The sequence below is a fragment of the Proteus mirabilis ATCC 29906 genome (assembly GCF_000160755.1).
Lineage (GTDB): Bacteria > Pseudomonadota > Gammaproteobacteria > Enterobacterales > Enterobacteriaceae > Proteus > Proteus mirabilis.
The window spans coordinates 340,931-357,160 of record NZ_GG668576.1; the positions used below are offsets into that span (position 1 = coordinate 340,931).

Below are 16,230 nucleotides of genomic sequence, written 5' to 3' on the forward strand. Positions count from 1 at the left end.
TAAAAATAACAATTATTTTTTATAGCGACTATTTGCCCAAGGATCACTTTCAGAATAATTGATTGTATCATCAAGGTTTTCTTCAACAAGATTTAGATATAGTGCTTCTACCTCAGAGCGCGCCCAAGGAGTTCTGCGCAAAAATTTCAAACTCGACTTTACACTTGGCTCGTTTCTAAAACAGTTAATTTTGATTAGTTGGCTTAATTTAACCCAACCATATTTAGCCACTAACGCATTAACTTGCATTTCAAGCGTGATACCGTGTAGTGGATCTTTAGAACGAGCTTCTGTCATAGTTTACTCAAATAGGTTGATAATAAAGCGTAGCAGAGTACAAGAAAGTAACACAAGAGACAACCAAAGTATAAAGCCATCTATATTGTTATTATGGTTAAAAATCATAAATTAAAATCCATATTATAGGGAGAGAAATCCGGATTTTTATTTTTTATCCAATCGATAATAAGTGGTAACGAACCTTCAGTGTAAGCTTTACGGCCAGCCCACAGAAATTGTAATTGACGGTATATTGGCCAATCACTTTCTAATTGGTAATTAAATTCTGGCACACGGAGTAATCCATGACTAGCATGAGGGAAAACAACAATATCAGCTTGATGATGAGTATTTAATATTGCACGATAGTGACAAGCATTAAGCTGAGCATTAACGTTTAAGTCATTATTTCCCCATACCGCTAATATACGACCATTCATTTTTCTTAAATAACTTGATGAATCACTTAAGTAATTTTTAACAACAAAATTAAATCGATCTTCACTCATATCATTGCGCCGAGTGCGATCTTTTGTACCATGTAGTCCAAAAATATCATCATTTTCTTTTTGTTCTTTTGCCAGCAATTGTATAATTTCATCCGGTATTTTTCCTTGCTGTTCATAACGCAATTTTTGATAATATTGTCCTTGTTCTCGCCAATTGACAGCACCACCAATAATCACAGAAAAAGCTGGTTGTGATTGACTAGCGGCGATAGGAATAACCCATCCTGCTTGAGAAAACCCTAAAAAACCTACTTGAACTTCGGGATAACGAAGTTGCATTAATTTTAATGCAGCTACCGCTTCTTCAGCGCGAGCTTCCATTGATTGATGTAGCCAGTTTCCTTGACTATCACTAATGCCTGCTTTATCCCACGAGAATATCGCGATATTTGCATCCAAAAATGTATTGAACAGAGGGTTGTAGCCACCATTTGAATAACGATCTTGAGGCCCATCACCATGAATAACCACGATAACCGCTGACGGAGTCTTATGTTGAGGAGTAAGAAGAGTTCCTGATAGCCTGTTTCCTTGAGATGCAAAACTTAATTCTTCTTGAGCTTTATTTTCATAGTCAAAGTCTTGAATATGGCTTGTAAAAAATAATAGGGTGGTGATAACAAGCAGTAATAGAATAAATATAGCAATTATATATTTACCTACAGCATAATGAACTTTCATTATTTTTCTCTTACATTATGTTTTTGTACATAAAAATCTGATAATACTACATTTTTTGTTATAAATATAACAAGTAACAAGTGCTTTTAAAGATATCATTGCTTAATAAAGATACTAACATCATTTCTACTCTACATTCAGTCCGGAGTAACATTTCAATAGGTATCGAAACGTTTATTATTTTCTTTGTTATCCTGCTTATTCTTAACAAGGAGAATAAAATGATCGCTGTTATCTTTGAAGTTCAAATAGCCACAAGTAAGCAGGGGCAATATTTATCTTTAGCATCTCAACTAAGACCATTACTAAACAACATTGATGGATTTATATCTATCGAGCGCTTTCAAAGCCTAGCGACGGAAGGAAAGCTATTATCGCTTTCTTGGTGGAAAAATGAAGATGCTATACTGCAATGGAAAAATAATATTTTGCACAGCAAAGCACAGCAAGAAGGTAAAAAGAGCATTTTTGATTTTTATAAAATAAGTATAGTTAAACTAGAACGTTGTTATGAGTTTACAAGTACTCACACGTAATTGCACCATACTGGACAATAGAGCCGTTATAAGATGAATAATTACAAAACAAAAACGGAATATGAGCATACTTTGGAGTCAGCAATAGCCGCGGTTGGAGCCGCTATTGCGGATATTTCCAGAGTAAAAATACTCTGTGCTTTGATGGATGGAAGGGCGTGGACAGCCACCGAGTTGAGCATTGCTGCGGATATCTCCGCATCTACCACAAGCAGCCATTTATCAAAATTACTCAGTAGCGGCCTTATTTCTGTGATCTCTCGTGGTAAATATCGCTATTTTCGATTAGCTAGTGATGATATAGCAAAAGTTATTGAAAATTTGATGAGCTTCTCAACAGTTCATGTATCACAAGCAAAAATTACCACCCCAGAACATTTAAGAAAAGCACGTACATGCTATAACCATTTAGCCGGTGAAATTGCCGTTAAAATTTATCAGGTACTTTGCCAAGAAGAATGGATAACAAAAGATGGAACAGAAATAACTGAATTCGGAGATAAACGCTTTAAATTGATGGGACTTAATTTCCAAGCAAAACATTCGCGCAATATTTGTTGTCCTTGTTTAGATTGGAGTGAAAGGCGTTTTCATCTAGGTGGACAAATTGGCAGTGCATTACTTAATCATGCACAGACACAAGGTTGGATAAAACGCCACCAAGGATATAGAGAAGTGACGATTAATGAAAAGGGCAATAAAGCTTTTGCCCAATATTTTAATATAACAATATGATCTAGATGTAGGGGATATCGTGCACAGATTAGAGCTAGGAATGAAGTTATTGGTTATTACATTCTATTTAACATAATATACATTATGCGAACCATGGTAGGTAAATACGGATAGGCTTCAAATCTTACGGTTTTTTACCAACAACCCCTCCCTCGTTCAGTTTTATTTCCCGAAGCTTTAATATTCAAAATGGCTCGCACAAGATACGCTATGTTAAAGACGAACCTTGAGCCTTTCGGCGTTCTTTATTTTGCCGAAACACTCAAGAACCCTTTTGCAACATAACGTTATACCTTATGCGAACCATGATAGGTAAATACGGATAGGCGCTGAAATCTCTGTTTTTGGCTGATTGATTATGTTGGTTGGACCCAATGTTTTTTGTCTTTTTATCAGATACTACTTTAGAAAGGATTTTAATAAAGCCTTTTTAGATGTTTATACCGTCAGTTAAGTTGATGCCCGTGACGCTATCATAAGAATCAAAGACATCTATCCAATAATAATCCTTAATATTTTTATTTATTATTTCAAACTTCTACCGTTGATATTGCTCTTTGTTGTAACTATAAATCTAACCGTAAAATCGCCAATATATTTGTGATCGTTTATCACTTCAATACTGCATAAATCCCCGCCACAAATAATTTTCTGTAGAGGTAATCATTTACCGCAGCTTTTCAGATATCACACTAAAAGCTTTTTGTATTATTGTATTATTGTATTATTGTATTATTGTATTATTGTATTAATAATTATCACAGATAATGTCTAAGCCACCTTTTCTTCTCGTTATATAATCAATGTTAAAAAATTAGAAATATGATATCTGACGCTATTAAACACATAAGAATATGTTATATTAAATTTAGCAAAGATTTTTGATGTAAATGATTAATTGGTGTGAGTGTTTTTTAATCACTTATGCAAAAACCTTGGTATTACCCTAAGACTACCCCGTAGTACAGCACGGGGGTTTTGAATTTGTTTATGCTACACACATAAAATAAAGGACGAGTGATGTTACTAACAGAGCAACTTCAAAAAATTATTGAAAGATTACCGGATGAACCAAAAATAAAATTTAATGAGCTTGAAAAAATAATAGAAAAAGCAGATCTTGTAGGGAAATCATGGTCTGGTTCGTGGTTAGGCTATCAATCTAGAGTCTATTACGTAAATTTTTCAATGCCTCCTGCCGGAGCAATATTCAGTAGCCATTACGGATTTGAACAAATGTTTTCATCTGGAACTAGAGGTGATTGGAGACAATATAATTTTGATGATGTAATTAACTATATATATCAAATATCTGGTGATGTAGATATCAATAAATATAAAATTCAATTTGATGAATATGAAGAGTTATTTGATGAATCTAGAAATGATATATTATCTTTAATTTATGCCAATAAGGCAAAACTACCAAGTGATGACTTATTTCTTCAAAAGATAATAGAAAAAATAGAGAAATTTAAAATATATACTGAGCGTGATTTTGTGGATGTTCATAGACCGAGAGGTAAACTTCTGTCAACAGATATGGATGCTATTTCTGAAGGAATAAGAACGCCACCACATATAGCAATGATAGCTAAAATGGCTTGTCTAAGAGAATCTTACTCACGCTGTATTGACCTGAAAAAAGAATCAATAAAATTATTTAGCCATATCAGCAACCTACACGAAAAAGAGACTAAGGCATCTAGAGTTGGAACTAATATATTTTTGGGTCATGGACGCTCACATTTATGGCGTGAACTCAAAGATTTTATAAAAGACAAGTTGCATCTTCCTTATGATGAATTTAATCGAGTCCCTATTGCTGGAACTACAAATATAGCAAGATTAGCTCAAATGTTGGATCATGCTAGTTTTGCATTTTTAATAATGACAGCTGAAGATGAATTACAAGATGGTAACATGCAAGCCAGAATGAATGTTATCCATGAAGTTGGTTTATTTCAAGGTCGTTTAGGTTTTGAAAAAGCAATTATTCTATTAGAAGAAGGATGTCAAGAATTTAGCAACATCAATGGATTAGGTCAAATAAGGTTTCCCAAGGGAAATATATCCGCTATATTTGAAAATATACGAGAGGTATTAGAGAGAGAAGAATTAATATGAATTAAATTACTTGGCAAGCTCTGAGATGGCATTAACACTTACTTAGGGTGTTTTTTTAGATATAAATAAGGAAGCTATAATGAGTAAAATAGTAATTAGCGCCGACACACTCCCTCCTGAATTAAAATTAATTGATTTGCATGGTTTTGTTCAATACACACATAAGGTAGAGATATCAAATAAAGGTTTAATCCGTAGTTTTACCGAACGAAAGAAAAATGAAAGTCAAGAAGCTTTAGATGCTTTTATTGATAGTACTGGAATAAATGGAAATATGATTTATGGTACGAAAATCAGTACCACAACGGCACAATTTAAAGAAGCAACATATTTATATATGACATACTGTGGAACACTTGTAACGGTTGAGCGAATCGATCAAGTTCCCATTTGATTCGCACAATGCACTCTATGTATAAAGACGAACCTTCACCATTCCGGTAAACCCCAACCCCATTCTACCGGAATGGCTCAGAACCCTTTTGTAACATAGCGCCAAACATTATGCGAACCATGGTAGGTAAATACGGATAGTCGCTGAAATCTCTGTTTTTGGCTGATTGATTATGTTGGTTGGAACCCAATGTTTTTTGTCTTTTTATCAGATACTACTTTAGAAAGGATTTTAATAAAGCCTTAGCTGATTATTATTTAAATAAAATGAATGAAATTAGTAATGGAGAATATTCCTTTTCTATATTAGATTCTAAGGAAGTTAATTTTTTAAAATTAAAAATAATGCTCTTTTTCGATAATAATTGATTCGCACAATCCACTCTATGTTAAAGAGAAACCTTTAGTCCTTCAGCATTCTCTATTTTATCGAGGATTTCAACCCTTCTTTTGTGAAGCAACATCATATCTTATCAAGACAGGGGTTGTTAAAGTAAACTATCTAAAGTAAAAATATCAACAACAAGACGTGATACTGGTTCAAGTAAATAAAACCCCCTTTTCATTCGGTAACTTAGTATTTCCAACCAACCGACTTTCTTTAATTTATATGCTGATGCTACATTGCTAGCTTTAATACATCAGAATAGATAAAATTAAAACTCCATTATAGTTAAAGTAAATTATTCCTATAGAGATACTCGCATAAAGATAGTCATATTGGAATATAAATATTTTTATGAATATTCCTTTTTTATATGCTAGGCTAATTTAATAAAAACCTTGTCTCTTAATAAGAAATAATTTCTAGTAAACTCCTAGGAACATTTATGAAAATGAAATACTTACCATTTTTTATATTACTCATGACAATAGGTACAACATTAAGCTATGCTACTGATGGTGAAATTAAAATAATGGCAGGGAAAACTGGCTATGTAGGCGAAGTTGTTCCAGTGACAAAATTAGCTGAAACCTTTCCTAAAAGTTTCACTGCCCCTTCGAGCGCTAATTATTATGCTAGGCTTGGTTTTCTGAGCCTTACCAACCAGACGGGTTATTGTGGTAGTACCGATGGGCTACAAAAAATACCTGAAATTAATGAATGGGGATTTAAACTAATAAATAAAAACTATCCTACCTCTGGCTATTTACTATTGGCGATAAATGGAAACATTGGAGGACAATATAAAACTAATAATTCAGGTATCCAAAATATAAAAGGAGTATTAACTCGATCTAAGTTGACTCGTTCAAGTTTATATAATGTAAGCAAAAATGGTTCTTTTTGCTGGGGACCTTCGGCTTATGATCAAGAAAATTTTTATGATCCTTCTTTTCGATCTTATGTCTCTATCAGTATAAATAGTTATTCAGTTTATGCATATGGCGATATAAAACCTGGTATTTTTTCATTAGAAACTAGTTTTAAGTTGTCAAGAAATACAGCTAATAGCGTCGATGATAGTACTGCTTATTTTATCCGCCCTGGAGAAATTAAAGTTACGGCCTTAAGAAGCTGTAACGTAACAAGTAGTACTGAGACTAATATTAAATTTAAAGATCAATTTACATCAACATTTACTTCACCAACATTATTAGATACTTCACCAGTAAATTCTGTTAATGTTACATGTACTCAAGGTGGAAAAAACTATATTACAATAAAAGCTTATAATAGTCTTGTTAGTGGAAATATGTCTGGAATGCTTTTAAATGGAACAAAATCAAACAATCAATCAGAAGTTTATGTTGTTGCATCATTAAAAAATTTAACAAATCAAACATGTCAAGCGAATGATTCAAGTGCCATTAGATTCTTTGATGGTCACTATATACCTAATATGGATAATATAAAATCTTTTAATCAAACTTTTCTATTTGGTCTATGTGCTAATGGCAAAGTTATAGCAGATAAATATTCAGGAGCTGTCGATGTTTCATTTATCGTTGAGTAATTATTCTGATGGAGCAGAAATCAGATATTAAAACCAATATTAACTAAGTTTTTTATTAATATTTATCTAAAGGTATAAATAGTAATTTTACACCTATTTATACTATTTACACCATTTGTTACACCACTTGTAAATTATACAACTTCCCCATTTAATTCTAATATGTTTACATTCCAATTTTGACTACCTAATTCACACACCATACCACCGTCATATATAAATTCTTTCTTCTCATTATTCTCAATAAAACGGGTGAGATTTTTCATCGGAATATATCCAGAGGAGAGATAATAAGCATGAGAAACAGCAAATAAAATAGAAAAATTAACAGAATATTCTTTCAGTATAGCATGAGCCCTTTTTATTAATGATGCCGCAACGCCCTTTCCTCGGTATTTGTGAGCCACCACTACACAACTCAATATACCAATGGTTTCAGGAAATGAATCTAGGTAAACATCTCGTAAATAAACAGCTACATGTCCGATAACCTGATTATCATCAATTGCCAGTACCAACTTGTAAGGTATATCAACCTGATAAAAATTACCCTTCATATCCTCAAAAGCTGAATTCTGTAAGGCTATTGCTTGCTCCAGAATTTGTTCACTAACATCTGACCAACTATAACATTCAATTCTCATTTGATTTCTCGCTCTTATAAAACCCTTTATTTATTAATGGAATAATGTTAAATAATATTAATTATTTATTCTATTGGTGACCTATTGTTTTTCATTTATACTCCCCTCCATTATAAACATATTTTTATAAAACACCTGTACAAATAGAGGACCAATGGAATATTTAAATACAAAAATTATTATCGGTAGTTCAATCATCGCTTTAGCAACACTGTATTTTGCTATTTATTTAATACTATATCTTATTAAATGCGTTAGGACTCAAACGCCTTTTACTTTAAGAAAAATATGGAAACAATGGTTATTGAGTAGTGTTATTGGTCTAATTGGTGCTTATATTGTACAACTTGGTGATAATCAAAGAAGAAGCGAATTTACCAAAGAAGAGGTTAGCTTTATGAATGAAAATAAAGCATATAGCCAATTTACCTCGGCAGACAAAGATCTCGCGTCAAAAATAACCCATAAATGTACTTACAATTCAGATGCTGTATTTGAACAATGTTTACCAAAAATACTGACTTGGGAAGCAAAAATTTATCAATCATATAATGCACATCGTAAAATTTCTGATAGTGAAGCAATAAAATATACAGAAGAAGAATTACGCGATAAGCATAATTACTGGATCAACAAAAAACGCTAACTACCCGTCTGATCCGTTAGATTTAATAGGCTTAGAATCTGTAAGTTATTTTAAGCCTATTCTTAATATCTCTCATTTTGTAATACAATGCTCATTTTATTAACTAACTTAATCAGATAGTTAGTTATTATTGCCTTTTTAGTGATTTTTAATACGCATTTTAGGAGTATTGCACCCTATTCTTCCCGAATATTCTGATGCCAGTACGATTATGATAGCAGTAACTTTATAATGTTCTTTATACTGGAGCTTATAAAAATGAATATCACGTTTAAGAAAATTGGAACAATGTGTGTCGCTTCTGTTCTGCTTTTTTCACTTGCGGGTTGTTCAAGCATGACAAAACGCGATCGTAATACAGCAATTGGTGCCGGTGCTGGTGCTATAGGTGGTGCAATTTTAACAGATGGTAGTCCATTAGGAACCATTGGCGGCGGTGTATTAGGTGGTGTTATTGGCCATCAAGTTGGCAAAAAATAACTATTACCGTTATTTACTATGCTAAACTGAGCTTATAAATTTTTATAAGCTCAGATTCGAGCAATGACCTATATAGTAATCATAGTTACGAGTAAATGATGGTAAGAACGGCTCTATTGAAAATTAAAAATTTGATTATTTGGCTTTATCATCAGTTTAGCGATCTGCTCCATATCGCGGTGACTTTTGTACTCTGTTATTTTTGCTTTCTTTTATCTCCCACAGTTACCATTGCCGTTATAGGCGTCGTGATTATTGTTGTAACCATGTTTTTATTAAGCCTATTTGTTTTGCCCTAGCTTTTTTATGACACCTCTGTATTAAACCTTCTCTACTGTGACACGAAATAAAAACCCCCTTTCAACCCACTTTGATCAGTAGTGAAAAACGTATAACTCAGTGATGATTAAAGTTAAAAATCTTTTACATTGGCAAAGAACCTTATCTTTCCCCTGATTTATCTCAAAGCTGCATTTTTCAACTTGACTCTTGTTAACGTTCGCTTTTTACTTTCAAAGATTAAAACAATGAGGATAAGTAAATGATTATATTTATCACCGGTGCTTCAGCAGGTTTTGGAGAAGCTATTGCTCGTCACTTTATTAACCATGGACACAAAGTTATTGGTACCGCGAGACGTCTTGATAAACTGCAAGCTCTTCATCAAGAACTGGGCGATCTATTCTATCCTTTACAATTAGATGTCACCGATAAAAAAGCAGTCAGTGAAATTTATCATCAATTGCCAGAACAATGGCGCTCAATTGATGTATTAGTCAATAATGCAGGACTCGCTTTAGGGTTAAGTACCGCTGATAAAGCCAATCTTGATGATTGGGATACTATGATCGAAACTAATAATAAAGGTTTAGTGCATGTCACTCGTGCATTACTACCCTCAATGGTTGAACGCAATGTCGGGCATATTATTAATATCAGCTCAACAGCGGCTTCTTGGCCTTATATGGGGGGAAATGTGTATGGTGCAACCAAAGCCTTTGTTAAGCAATTTAGCCTAGGCTTACGTGCCGATCTTCAAGGTAAAAAAATACGTGTTACTGATATTGAACCCGGTCTTGTGGGGGGAACTGAGTTCTCATTAGTACGCTTTAAAGGTGATACCGATAAAGTAGAACAAACTTATGCAGGAGCAGATGCGCTTACTCCTGAAGATGTTGCGCAGGCGGTTTTTTGGACGGCAACATTGCCAGCACATGTTAATATTAATACGCTTGAGATGATGCCCGTCAGTCAATCTTTTGCCGGATTAAGTGTGCACCGACAAAATTAAACGCACTGAAAACTCATTTTTTGTTAAGGGATCATATATACTTGTTGATATAAAATAGTCATTGTTCAGTGCTACATAATTTTAGAGGATAGCCATTATGATAAATACGTTAACTAAGAAACAAGCTACAAGGACTCTGCTGTTTTCACTATTTCTTGGTTTATCCGTGTCTTCTTTTTCTTCTGTTGCAGCTTCAACAAATGTAACCATTAATGGCAATGGCTATGATAATGTTTTAGATAAAGAGCAAGCTCGACAAATGAAAGAAGATTGGGATCAAAAACGCGATCTCCGTAATAAAATCAACCAACGCGAAAAAACTGAGTTTAATAAAATAGATAAAGCTATTGATGAGCGTGATGCTTGTTTAAAAAGCGCCAATATCTATGCTTACTGGGAGCCAGAAACACGTCGCTGTTTAGACAGTAATACTGGTCGCCCAATTAACCCTTAATATAAATAAAACAATGATGTTTTAAAAATCAAGCAAGGAGAGAAATGTTATGAAAAAATATCTATTTGCAGTACTGGCTACATTGTTCGCATTTGCACCTTTAGCCGCAAATGCTGGATGTGATGAAGTCGTTCAAGATATTCAACAAAAAATTGAAAATAATGGTGTTCCTGCAGCTAACTTTACCCTAACAGTGGTTGAAAATGATCAAGTTGCACAGACTGAAGGTAAAGTTGTAGGTACTTGTGAAAATGATTCTAAAAAAATCATTTATACTCGCCATTAATCATTGATTTAATAGAATTAATAGCTAAAAAGGGTACTTTGTGTGCCCTTTTCTTTTTTAACCTAAATAGCGATTAGGCTATTAATATTTAGTATTCATTGTTAAATAAAAAAACACCCAATGAGTTAACCCATTAGGCGTTGATAAGTAATAAGTAAAACTAAATATTAATAGGAAATAAGTTATTGAATAGAAATAACTTATTTTTATTCTCTTTGATTGACCTTAACTAAGCGGGTTGAGCGATTTCTAACTGGCTTAAGTCAAGATAACAAGAGAGATCACGTTCTTCAGGGCGCAATAAATACGGGATTTCACCAATCAATGGGGCTGGAATATGTTGAGATAACCTTTCTACAATTTTTGCATAGTGCGGTAACCCAGGATTAATTCTATTAGCCACCCAACCAACTAATTCTAAACCATCATTAATAATAGATTGCGCGGTTAGAATTGAGTGATTGACACAACCAGGTTGGATCCCAACCACTAGAACAACAGGAATTTTTTCTTTAGCCACCCAGTCTGAATAAAAAGTATTATCATCAAGTAAATAGCGCCAACCACCATTTCCCTCGATAACAACGCATTCAGCTTTTTGGCCCAAATTATTTAGTTCACTTGAAATTTGATGGAAGTCTATTGCATTTTCACTTACATAACAATTTTCTAGCAAAATAGGGTTAATTTCGTCGTAGCGAGCGTCAATAGGTGAGGAATTATGAATAATCTGAGCATCACGATTACGATTACCCTCAACCGTTTCATGTAATTCGGTTGCGATAGGCTTAAAGCCCACTGCTGTTGTCCCGCCACGATTTATTGACTGAAGAAGTGCTCGGGTGACAACAGTTTTACCTATGTTGGTATCTGTCCCCGTAACAAACAAGCGTGTTAACATATAATTTACTTCCGTTATGACAGATAAATCAGGTTTACGAAAAATGACAGAGATTAGAGTTTAGGGTAACACTGTTTATGGTGGCTTGAGTTAGCTCAATTTTTTAGTTAATTGAGTAAAAATAGGGTAATGTAAGTGATCAATTGGCCTACTTCTCTATGCATAATACTTTAATTATACTTTATTGTATTATTATTAGCCTTGCATTAACTCAAGTAATAATGAGCCATTATATAAGGCTTCTTTTACTAGTGATGCCGCTGGCAATGTGCCTTTATTGCGCAATTCTGTTTCTTCAATAACCAAGTTATGGGCATATCTAGGTAATACATGGTGTTGGATACTACTAAGGATCAGGGGGAAAAGTGCAGATTTTGCTCTACACAGAGGTGAACCTATTAATATTTTTTGAGGATTAAAAATATTGACCATCACGGCTAAAATAAAACCAAGTCGTTGCGCCACTAAATTAATGATGTCTAATGCTTGTTTATCACCAATTAATACAGCATCACATAGCGTTTCTACCGTAATCGGATATTGATTAAGTATTGAGGTGGGATTTTCTTGCGCCAAGTGCTGTGCTTTTTTAATTAACTGAGGGATCGATATTTCCGTTTCTAAACACCCTTTTGCACCACAATAACATTGCGTCTGTGAATCAATAACTTTTGTATGCCCTATTTCGACGGCACTATGGCTGTTTGAATGTAATGTCTTTCCATTAGTCACAACCCCTGCACCGACAATATCATCAATAACAATTTGCAGAATATCGGTGTTATTTTTGGCTGCACCATAGAGTGATTCAGCCATCGTCCAAGCCGTTACACTGTGTTGTAAGAAAACAGCAACACCTGTTTTTTCCTGAATTTTATCAGCCAGCGGGATATCTTGGATAGCATAGTAAGGAGAGCTATAAATAACGCCACTAATCGGATCAACAATTGCATTCATGGTAATACTAATTGCAGTAAGGCGCTCTACTCTTGATTGATAACGTTGAAAGAATGTATCTATTGCAGCAAGGAAATGATGCAAAAAAGCATCACTATTTTGTTTAGGAAAGTCGAAGGTATCTTCAACAACTAATTGATTATCAAGCTCTCTTAAACTAAAAAGTAGGCTACCATTATTTACTCGAATACATAAAAATTGCCACCCTTTGCTCTCTAACTTTAAACCAACAGCCGGCCGTCCTCGAAATCCTAACCCAGGAAATTCTGTTTCATGAATAAGGTGTGCTTCAACTAATTCTCGCGTAATTTTAGTAATACTGGCAGGCGCAAGTGTTGCTTTTTTAGATAATGAGATGCGAGAAATAGGACCATGTTCATCAATTAATCGAAAAACAGTGCCAAGATTAAATTGTTTTACATGATCAATATGGCTAGGCGGGATCCCCATTTCATCTTATCCTTAATAAAAAAGCCGTAATTAATTCGAAGCTCTAAATAATTATTTTTCGATTATGTCGTCAGTTTGTGATAATTGTACAATAATTACATAAAAATCGTGATGGAAAGCACATATAAATCAAGATTTTTGATCTTCTAAGATATTTTTTAGCAATAATTGAGTCAACCTATTGGCCGCAGCGGGGATCGTTCGTTTGTTATGAGAAACTAACCATACTTCAGAGAAAGCATTCGAATTAGCAAAATGCAGATAATGCACACCATCAACTTTCATGCGGGTAAATGATTTTGTCACAATAGAAATCCCTAATCCGGCAGCGACAAGCCCCAAGATGGTCATCGCCTCTCCGGCTTCCTGTGCTATCGTTGGTGTAATTCCCGCAAGGCTAAGCAATTGAATAATTTCATCATAAAGCGCCGTTCCTACATCTCGCTCAAAAAATACAAAAGGATATTGCCCAATATCTTGAATATTTACGCCTGTTTCTTTGTATTCAAGTAAAGGATGCCCTTCATAAACTGCCAAAATAAAAGGTTCACGAAATAGGAGCTGGTGGTGCAAATTATCAGGTAACACCGTATTACGCATAATTCCCAAATCGATGTGGCCAGTTAATAATGGTGATATTTGCTGTTTAGTATTCATTTGATGCATATGAATACCGACTTCAGGATAATTTTCCCTAAATTGACGCAAACTTAACGTAACCAAATGCATAAAAGGTGTTGTTGAGGTAAAACCAATTGAAATTTCACCTAATTCTCCTTTTTCCATTCTTGATGCTCGTGTCGCTACCGCCTTAACTTGTGCCATAATTTGATAGGATCCTTTTAAAAACATTTGTCCTGCCGGGGTTAACGAAACAGAACGATTGGTTCTTTCGAGTAAACGAGCCCCTATCTCACTTTCTAAGGCTTGTATTTGCTGACTTAAAGGAGGTTGGGAAATATTTAATCTCTCAGCTGCCTTACCAAAATGTAATTCTTCAGCAACAGCAATAAAATAACGTAAATGGCGAAGTTCTATATTCATAATTTGTATTATTCGTTGATGTAAATGCCAATTGATACTTTAAAAGTCTTATTGCTAATGATTAATATATTAGACAAAAAAATCAAATGTTTCTAACATTGATATAAATCAAATTTAAGTATTGGATAGCCACTTTTTATGGACACTCATGAAATAAGCAGTAAAAACATGGCCCTAAAAGAAGATGTTTCTATCAACACCACTTCTAAACCAAACAGTCCGAAACACTATATCCAGCGTGATGACGCGCTTTATATAAAAGTGACAGTGTCATTTTTTATGGTTGGTTTAGCCACTTTTGCATTACTCTACTTTGTGCAACCTATCTTACCTATCCTATCAAAAGAATTTTCAGTCACCCCAGCAACCAGTAGTCTTGCTTTATCGCTTTCTACAGGTCTTATGGCTTGTGGTCTATTGATTACAGGGCCTCTTTCTGATGCGTTTGGTCGAAAAAATGTGATGGTTATTGCGCTATTTTGTGCGGCTTTTTTCACACTATTAAGTGCCATGATGAATAGCTGGACGGGGATTTTAATTACACGAGCACTCGTAGGACTATCACTTAGTGGTGTTGCAGCCGTTGCGATGACCTACCTTAGCGAAGAGATCCATCCTGCTTATCTAGCCTTATCGATGGGGCTTTATATTAGCGGTAACTCTATTGGTGGTATGAGTGGCCGTGTTATTACTGGTGTTTTGAGTGATTATTACTCTTGGCGTGTGTCTGTGATTATTTTAGGTATTTTTGCCCTTGTTGCTGCTATCATTTTTTGGCGAATATTGCCGACATCACAACATTTTAGGCCAGCAACCTTAAAACCACGTAATCTTCTTATCACAACTAAATTGCATTTTAGAGATAAAGGACTCCCTCTTCTTTTTATTGAAGGTGGCTTGTTAATGGGAGGATTTGTAACTTTATTTAATTATATTGGTTATCGCCTATTAGATGCACCTTATTCATTAACTCAAACAACCGTTGGTTTAATTTCAATTGTTTATTTGAGTGGAACTTATAGCGCATCGAAAGCAGGCTTATTAACCAATAAATATGGATTAGGTAAAGTGTTTATTGCCGGTGTTTCTATGATGCTAGCGGGTATATTAATTACACTATTTGACTCTCTAGCAATTATTTTTATAGGTATGCTTATTTTAACTACAGGTTTTTTTGCTGCCCATGCGGTAGCAAGTAGTTGGGTTGGACGTCGAGCTAAACGAGGACGTGCGCAGGCCTCTTCTCTTTATCTATTTACCTATTATGCAGGTTCGAGTATTGCGGGAACACTAGGTGGGATCTTCTGGGTCAATTTTGGTTGGCTTGGTGTTGGGTTGTTTATTGCTTTTTTAATGTTAACCGCACTATTAATCGCACTGCGCCTTAATCGAATAGCACAATAAAAAGTCATAATTTTCTATCTGTTAATTTATAAAAACCTATTGATAATAAAGAAAATTGTGACTTTACTTTGCTTTTTTTAATATGGATTCTCTATTTTGAAAAGGACAACAACCATGACTTTAATAAAATTACCAATAATACTAGCAACACTATTATTTGCATCTATATCTGTTGCCACAGTAGACAACTGTCCACCGACTAAGCCAGATTGTGTAGACGAATATACAGCTTTTCATTACCCCCCTGAAGAAGATTAAAAATAAAACCAAGCTAGCTTAAAAAAACCGCATATAACGATATTTAAGAAAAATATCATCAACAAAGTGCCCTTTTATCGCTATACTGTATAAATAAACAGTATAGCGTAATTTTTTAATTTTCACCCTACTAGACGATATACATTCCACTGAAGTTTATGTATTGTTTTTAATAACGGGTAATTGTATGTTGTAAC

General features: G+C 34.3%; 17 protein-coding genes. 11 read left to right on the forward strand and 6 right to left on the reverse strand.

Translation table 11 applies throughout. The features are described from left to right. Positions 1-12: 12 nt before the first annotated feature. Together HMPREF0693_RS01545 and HMPREF0693_RS01550 are read right to left on the reverse strand one after the other, a co-directional pair. Positions 13-297 carry a VF530 family protein gene (locus HMPREF0693_RS01545; RefSeq protein ID WP_004242975.1) on the reverse strand — a complete coding sequence of 95 codons (285 nt, stop codon included), beginning with the start codon at positions 295-297 and terminating at the stop codon, positions 13-15. 104 nt (positions 298-401) lie between these two features. Continuing rightward, positions 402-1,469: an alpha/beta hydrolase family protein gene (locus HMPREF0693_RS01550; RefSeq protein WP_004242976.1), complete on the reverse strand. Its 1,068-nt coding sequence runs from the start codon at positions 1,467-1,469 to the stop codon at positions 402-404. Positions 1,470-1,690: 221 nt separating this feature from the next. Between HMPREF0693_RS01550 and HMPREF0693_RS01555 the strand changes: the two genes are divergently transcribed. The 5 genes from HMPREF0693_RS01555 to HMPREF0693_RS01575 all read left to right on the forward strand — a co-directional run bounded on the left by HMPREF0693_RS01555 (position 1,691) and on the right by HMPREF0693_RS01575 (position 7,218). Beyond that, complete coding sequence (locus tag HMPREF0693_RS01555) at positions 1,691-2,005, forward strand: antibiotic biosynthesis monooxygenase family protein (protein WP_004248086.1); 315 nt, start codon at positions 1,691-1,693, stop codon at positions 2,003-2,005. 33 nt (positions 2,006-2,038) lie between these two features. Further along, a complete protein-coding gene (locus HMPREF0693_RS01560; protein WP_004242979.1) occupies positions 2,039-2,740 on the forward strand; it encodes an ArsR/SmtB family transcription factor in 702 nt (233 codons plus the stop codon). Between the two features lie 1,020 nt (positions 2,741-3,760). Next, positions 3,761-4,867, forward strand: a complete 1,107-nt coding sequence (locus HMPREF0693_RS01565) for a TIR domain-containing protein (protein WP_004242982.1) — start codon at positions 3,761-3,763, stop codon at positions 4,865-4,867. Positions 4,868-4,946: 79 nt separating this feature from the next. After that, positions 4,947-5,261: a hypothetical protein gene (locus HMPREF0693_RS01570; RefSeq protein WP_004242983.1), complete on the forward strand. Its 315-nt coding sequence runs from the start codon at positions 4,947-4,949 to the stop codon at positions 5,259-5,261. Between the two features lie 829 nt (positions 5,262-6,090). Beyond that, the gene (locus tag HMPREF0693_RS01575) at positions 6,091-7,218 is read left to right on the forward strand and encodes a hypothetical protein (RefSeq protein WP_004242984.1); all 1,128 of its coding nucleotides are present in this window, start codon (positions 6,091-6,093) and stop codon (positions 7,216-7,218) included. Positions 7,219-7,352: 134 nt separating this feature from the next. Here the strand turns inward: HMPREF0693_RS01575 and HMPREF0693_RS01580 are convergent, their stop codons facing one another. Next, the gene (locus HMPREF0693_RS01580) at positions 7,353-7,862 is read right to left on the reverse strand and encodes a GNAT family N-acetyltransferase (protein ID WP_004242987.1); all 510 of its coding nucleotides are present in this window, start codon (positions 7,860-7,862) and stop codon (positions 7,353-7,355) included. 154 nt (positions 7,863-8,016) lie between these two features. On the opposite strand from HMPREF0693_RS01580, the gene HMPREF0693_RS01585 reads away from it, so the two are divergent. From HMPREF0693_RS01585 to HMPREF0693_RS01605, 5 genes are all read left to right on the forward strand, one after another. Then, on the forward strand, positions 8,017-8,508 hold the full coding sequence (locus tag HMPREF0693_RS01585; RefSeq protein WP_004242988.1) for a hypothetical protein: 492 nt from the start codon (positions 8,017-8,019) through the stop codon (positions 8,506-8,508). A 258-nt stretch (positions 8,509-8,766) separates the two neighbouring features. Then, positions 8,767-8,988, forward strand: coding sequence for an osmotically-inducible lipoprotein OsmB (osmB, locus tag HMPREF0693_RS01590; RefSeq protein ID WP_004248092.1), 222 nt, complete (start codon positions 8,767-8,769; stop codon positions 8,986-8,988). 541 nt (positions 8,989-9,529) lie between these two features. Then, the gene (gene ydfG, locus HMPREF0693_RS01595; RefSeq protein WP_004242991.1) at positions 9,530-10,279 is read left to right on the forward strand and encodes a bifunctional NADP-dependent 3-hydroxy acid dehydrogenase/3-hydroxypropionate dehydrogenase YdfG; all 750 of its coding nucleotides are present in this window, start codon (positions 9,530-9,532) and stop codon (positions 10,277-10,279) included. 97 nt (positions 10,280-10,376) lie between these two features. After that, entirely contained in the window at positions 10,377-10,733 is a 357-nt protein-coding gene (locus HMPREF0693_RS01600; RefSeq protein WP_004242992.1) for a DUF1283 family protein, read from the forward strand. A 49-nt stretch (positions 10,734-10,782) separates the two neighbouring features. Next, a complete protein-coding gene (locus tag HMPREF0693_RS01605) occupies positions 10,783-11,019 on the forward strand; it encodes a DUF1161 domain-containing protein (protein ID WP_004242993.1) in 237 nt (78 codons plus the stop codon). A 229-nt stretch (positions 11,020-11,248) separates the two neighbouring features. Here HMPREF0693_RS01605 and bioD read toward each other — a convergent pair whose 3' ends face one another. The 3 genes from bioD to HMPREF0693_RS01620 form a co-directional block, all read right to left on the reverse strand. Beyond that, positions 11,249-11,920, reverse strand: coding sequence for a dethiobiotin synthase (gene bioD / locus HMPREF0693_RS01610; protein WP_004242994.1), 672 nt, complete (start codon positions 11,918-11,920; stop codon positions 11,249-11,251). A 195-nt stretch (positions 11,921-12,115) separates the two neighbouring features. Further along, positions 12,116-13,327: a sugar metabolism global transcriptional regulator Mlc gene (mlc, locus tag HMPREF0693_RS01615; protein ID WP_004242997.1), complete on the reverse strand. Its 1,212-nt coding sequence runs from the start codon at positions 13,325-13,327 to the stop codon at positions 12,116-12,118. A gap of 129 nt (positions 13,328-13,456) precedes the next feature. After that, entirely contained in the window at positions 13,457-14,371 is a 915-nt protein-coding gene (locus HMPREF0693_RS01620; RefSeq protein ID WP_004242999.1) for a LysR family transcriptional regulator, read from the reverse strand. 138 nt (positions 14,372-14,509) lie between these two features. On the opposite strand from HMPREF0693_RS01620, the gene HMPREF0693_RS01625 reads away from it, so the two are divergent. Further along, positions 14,510-15,775, forward strand: a complete 1,266-nt coding sequence (locus tag HMPREF0693_RS01625; RefSeq protein WP_004243000.1) for an MFS transporter — start codon at positions 14,510-14,512, stop codon at positions 15,773-15,775. Positions 15,776-16,230 lie beyond the last annotated feature (455 nt).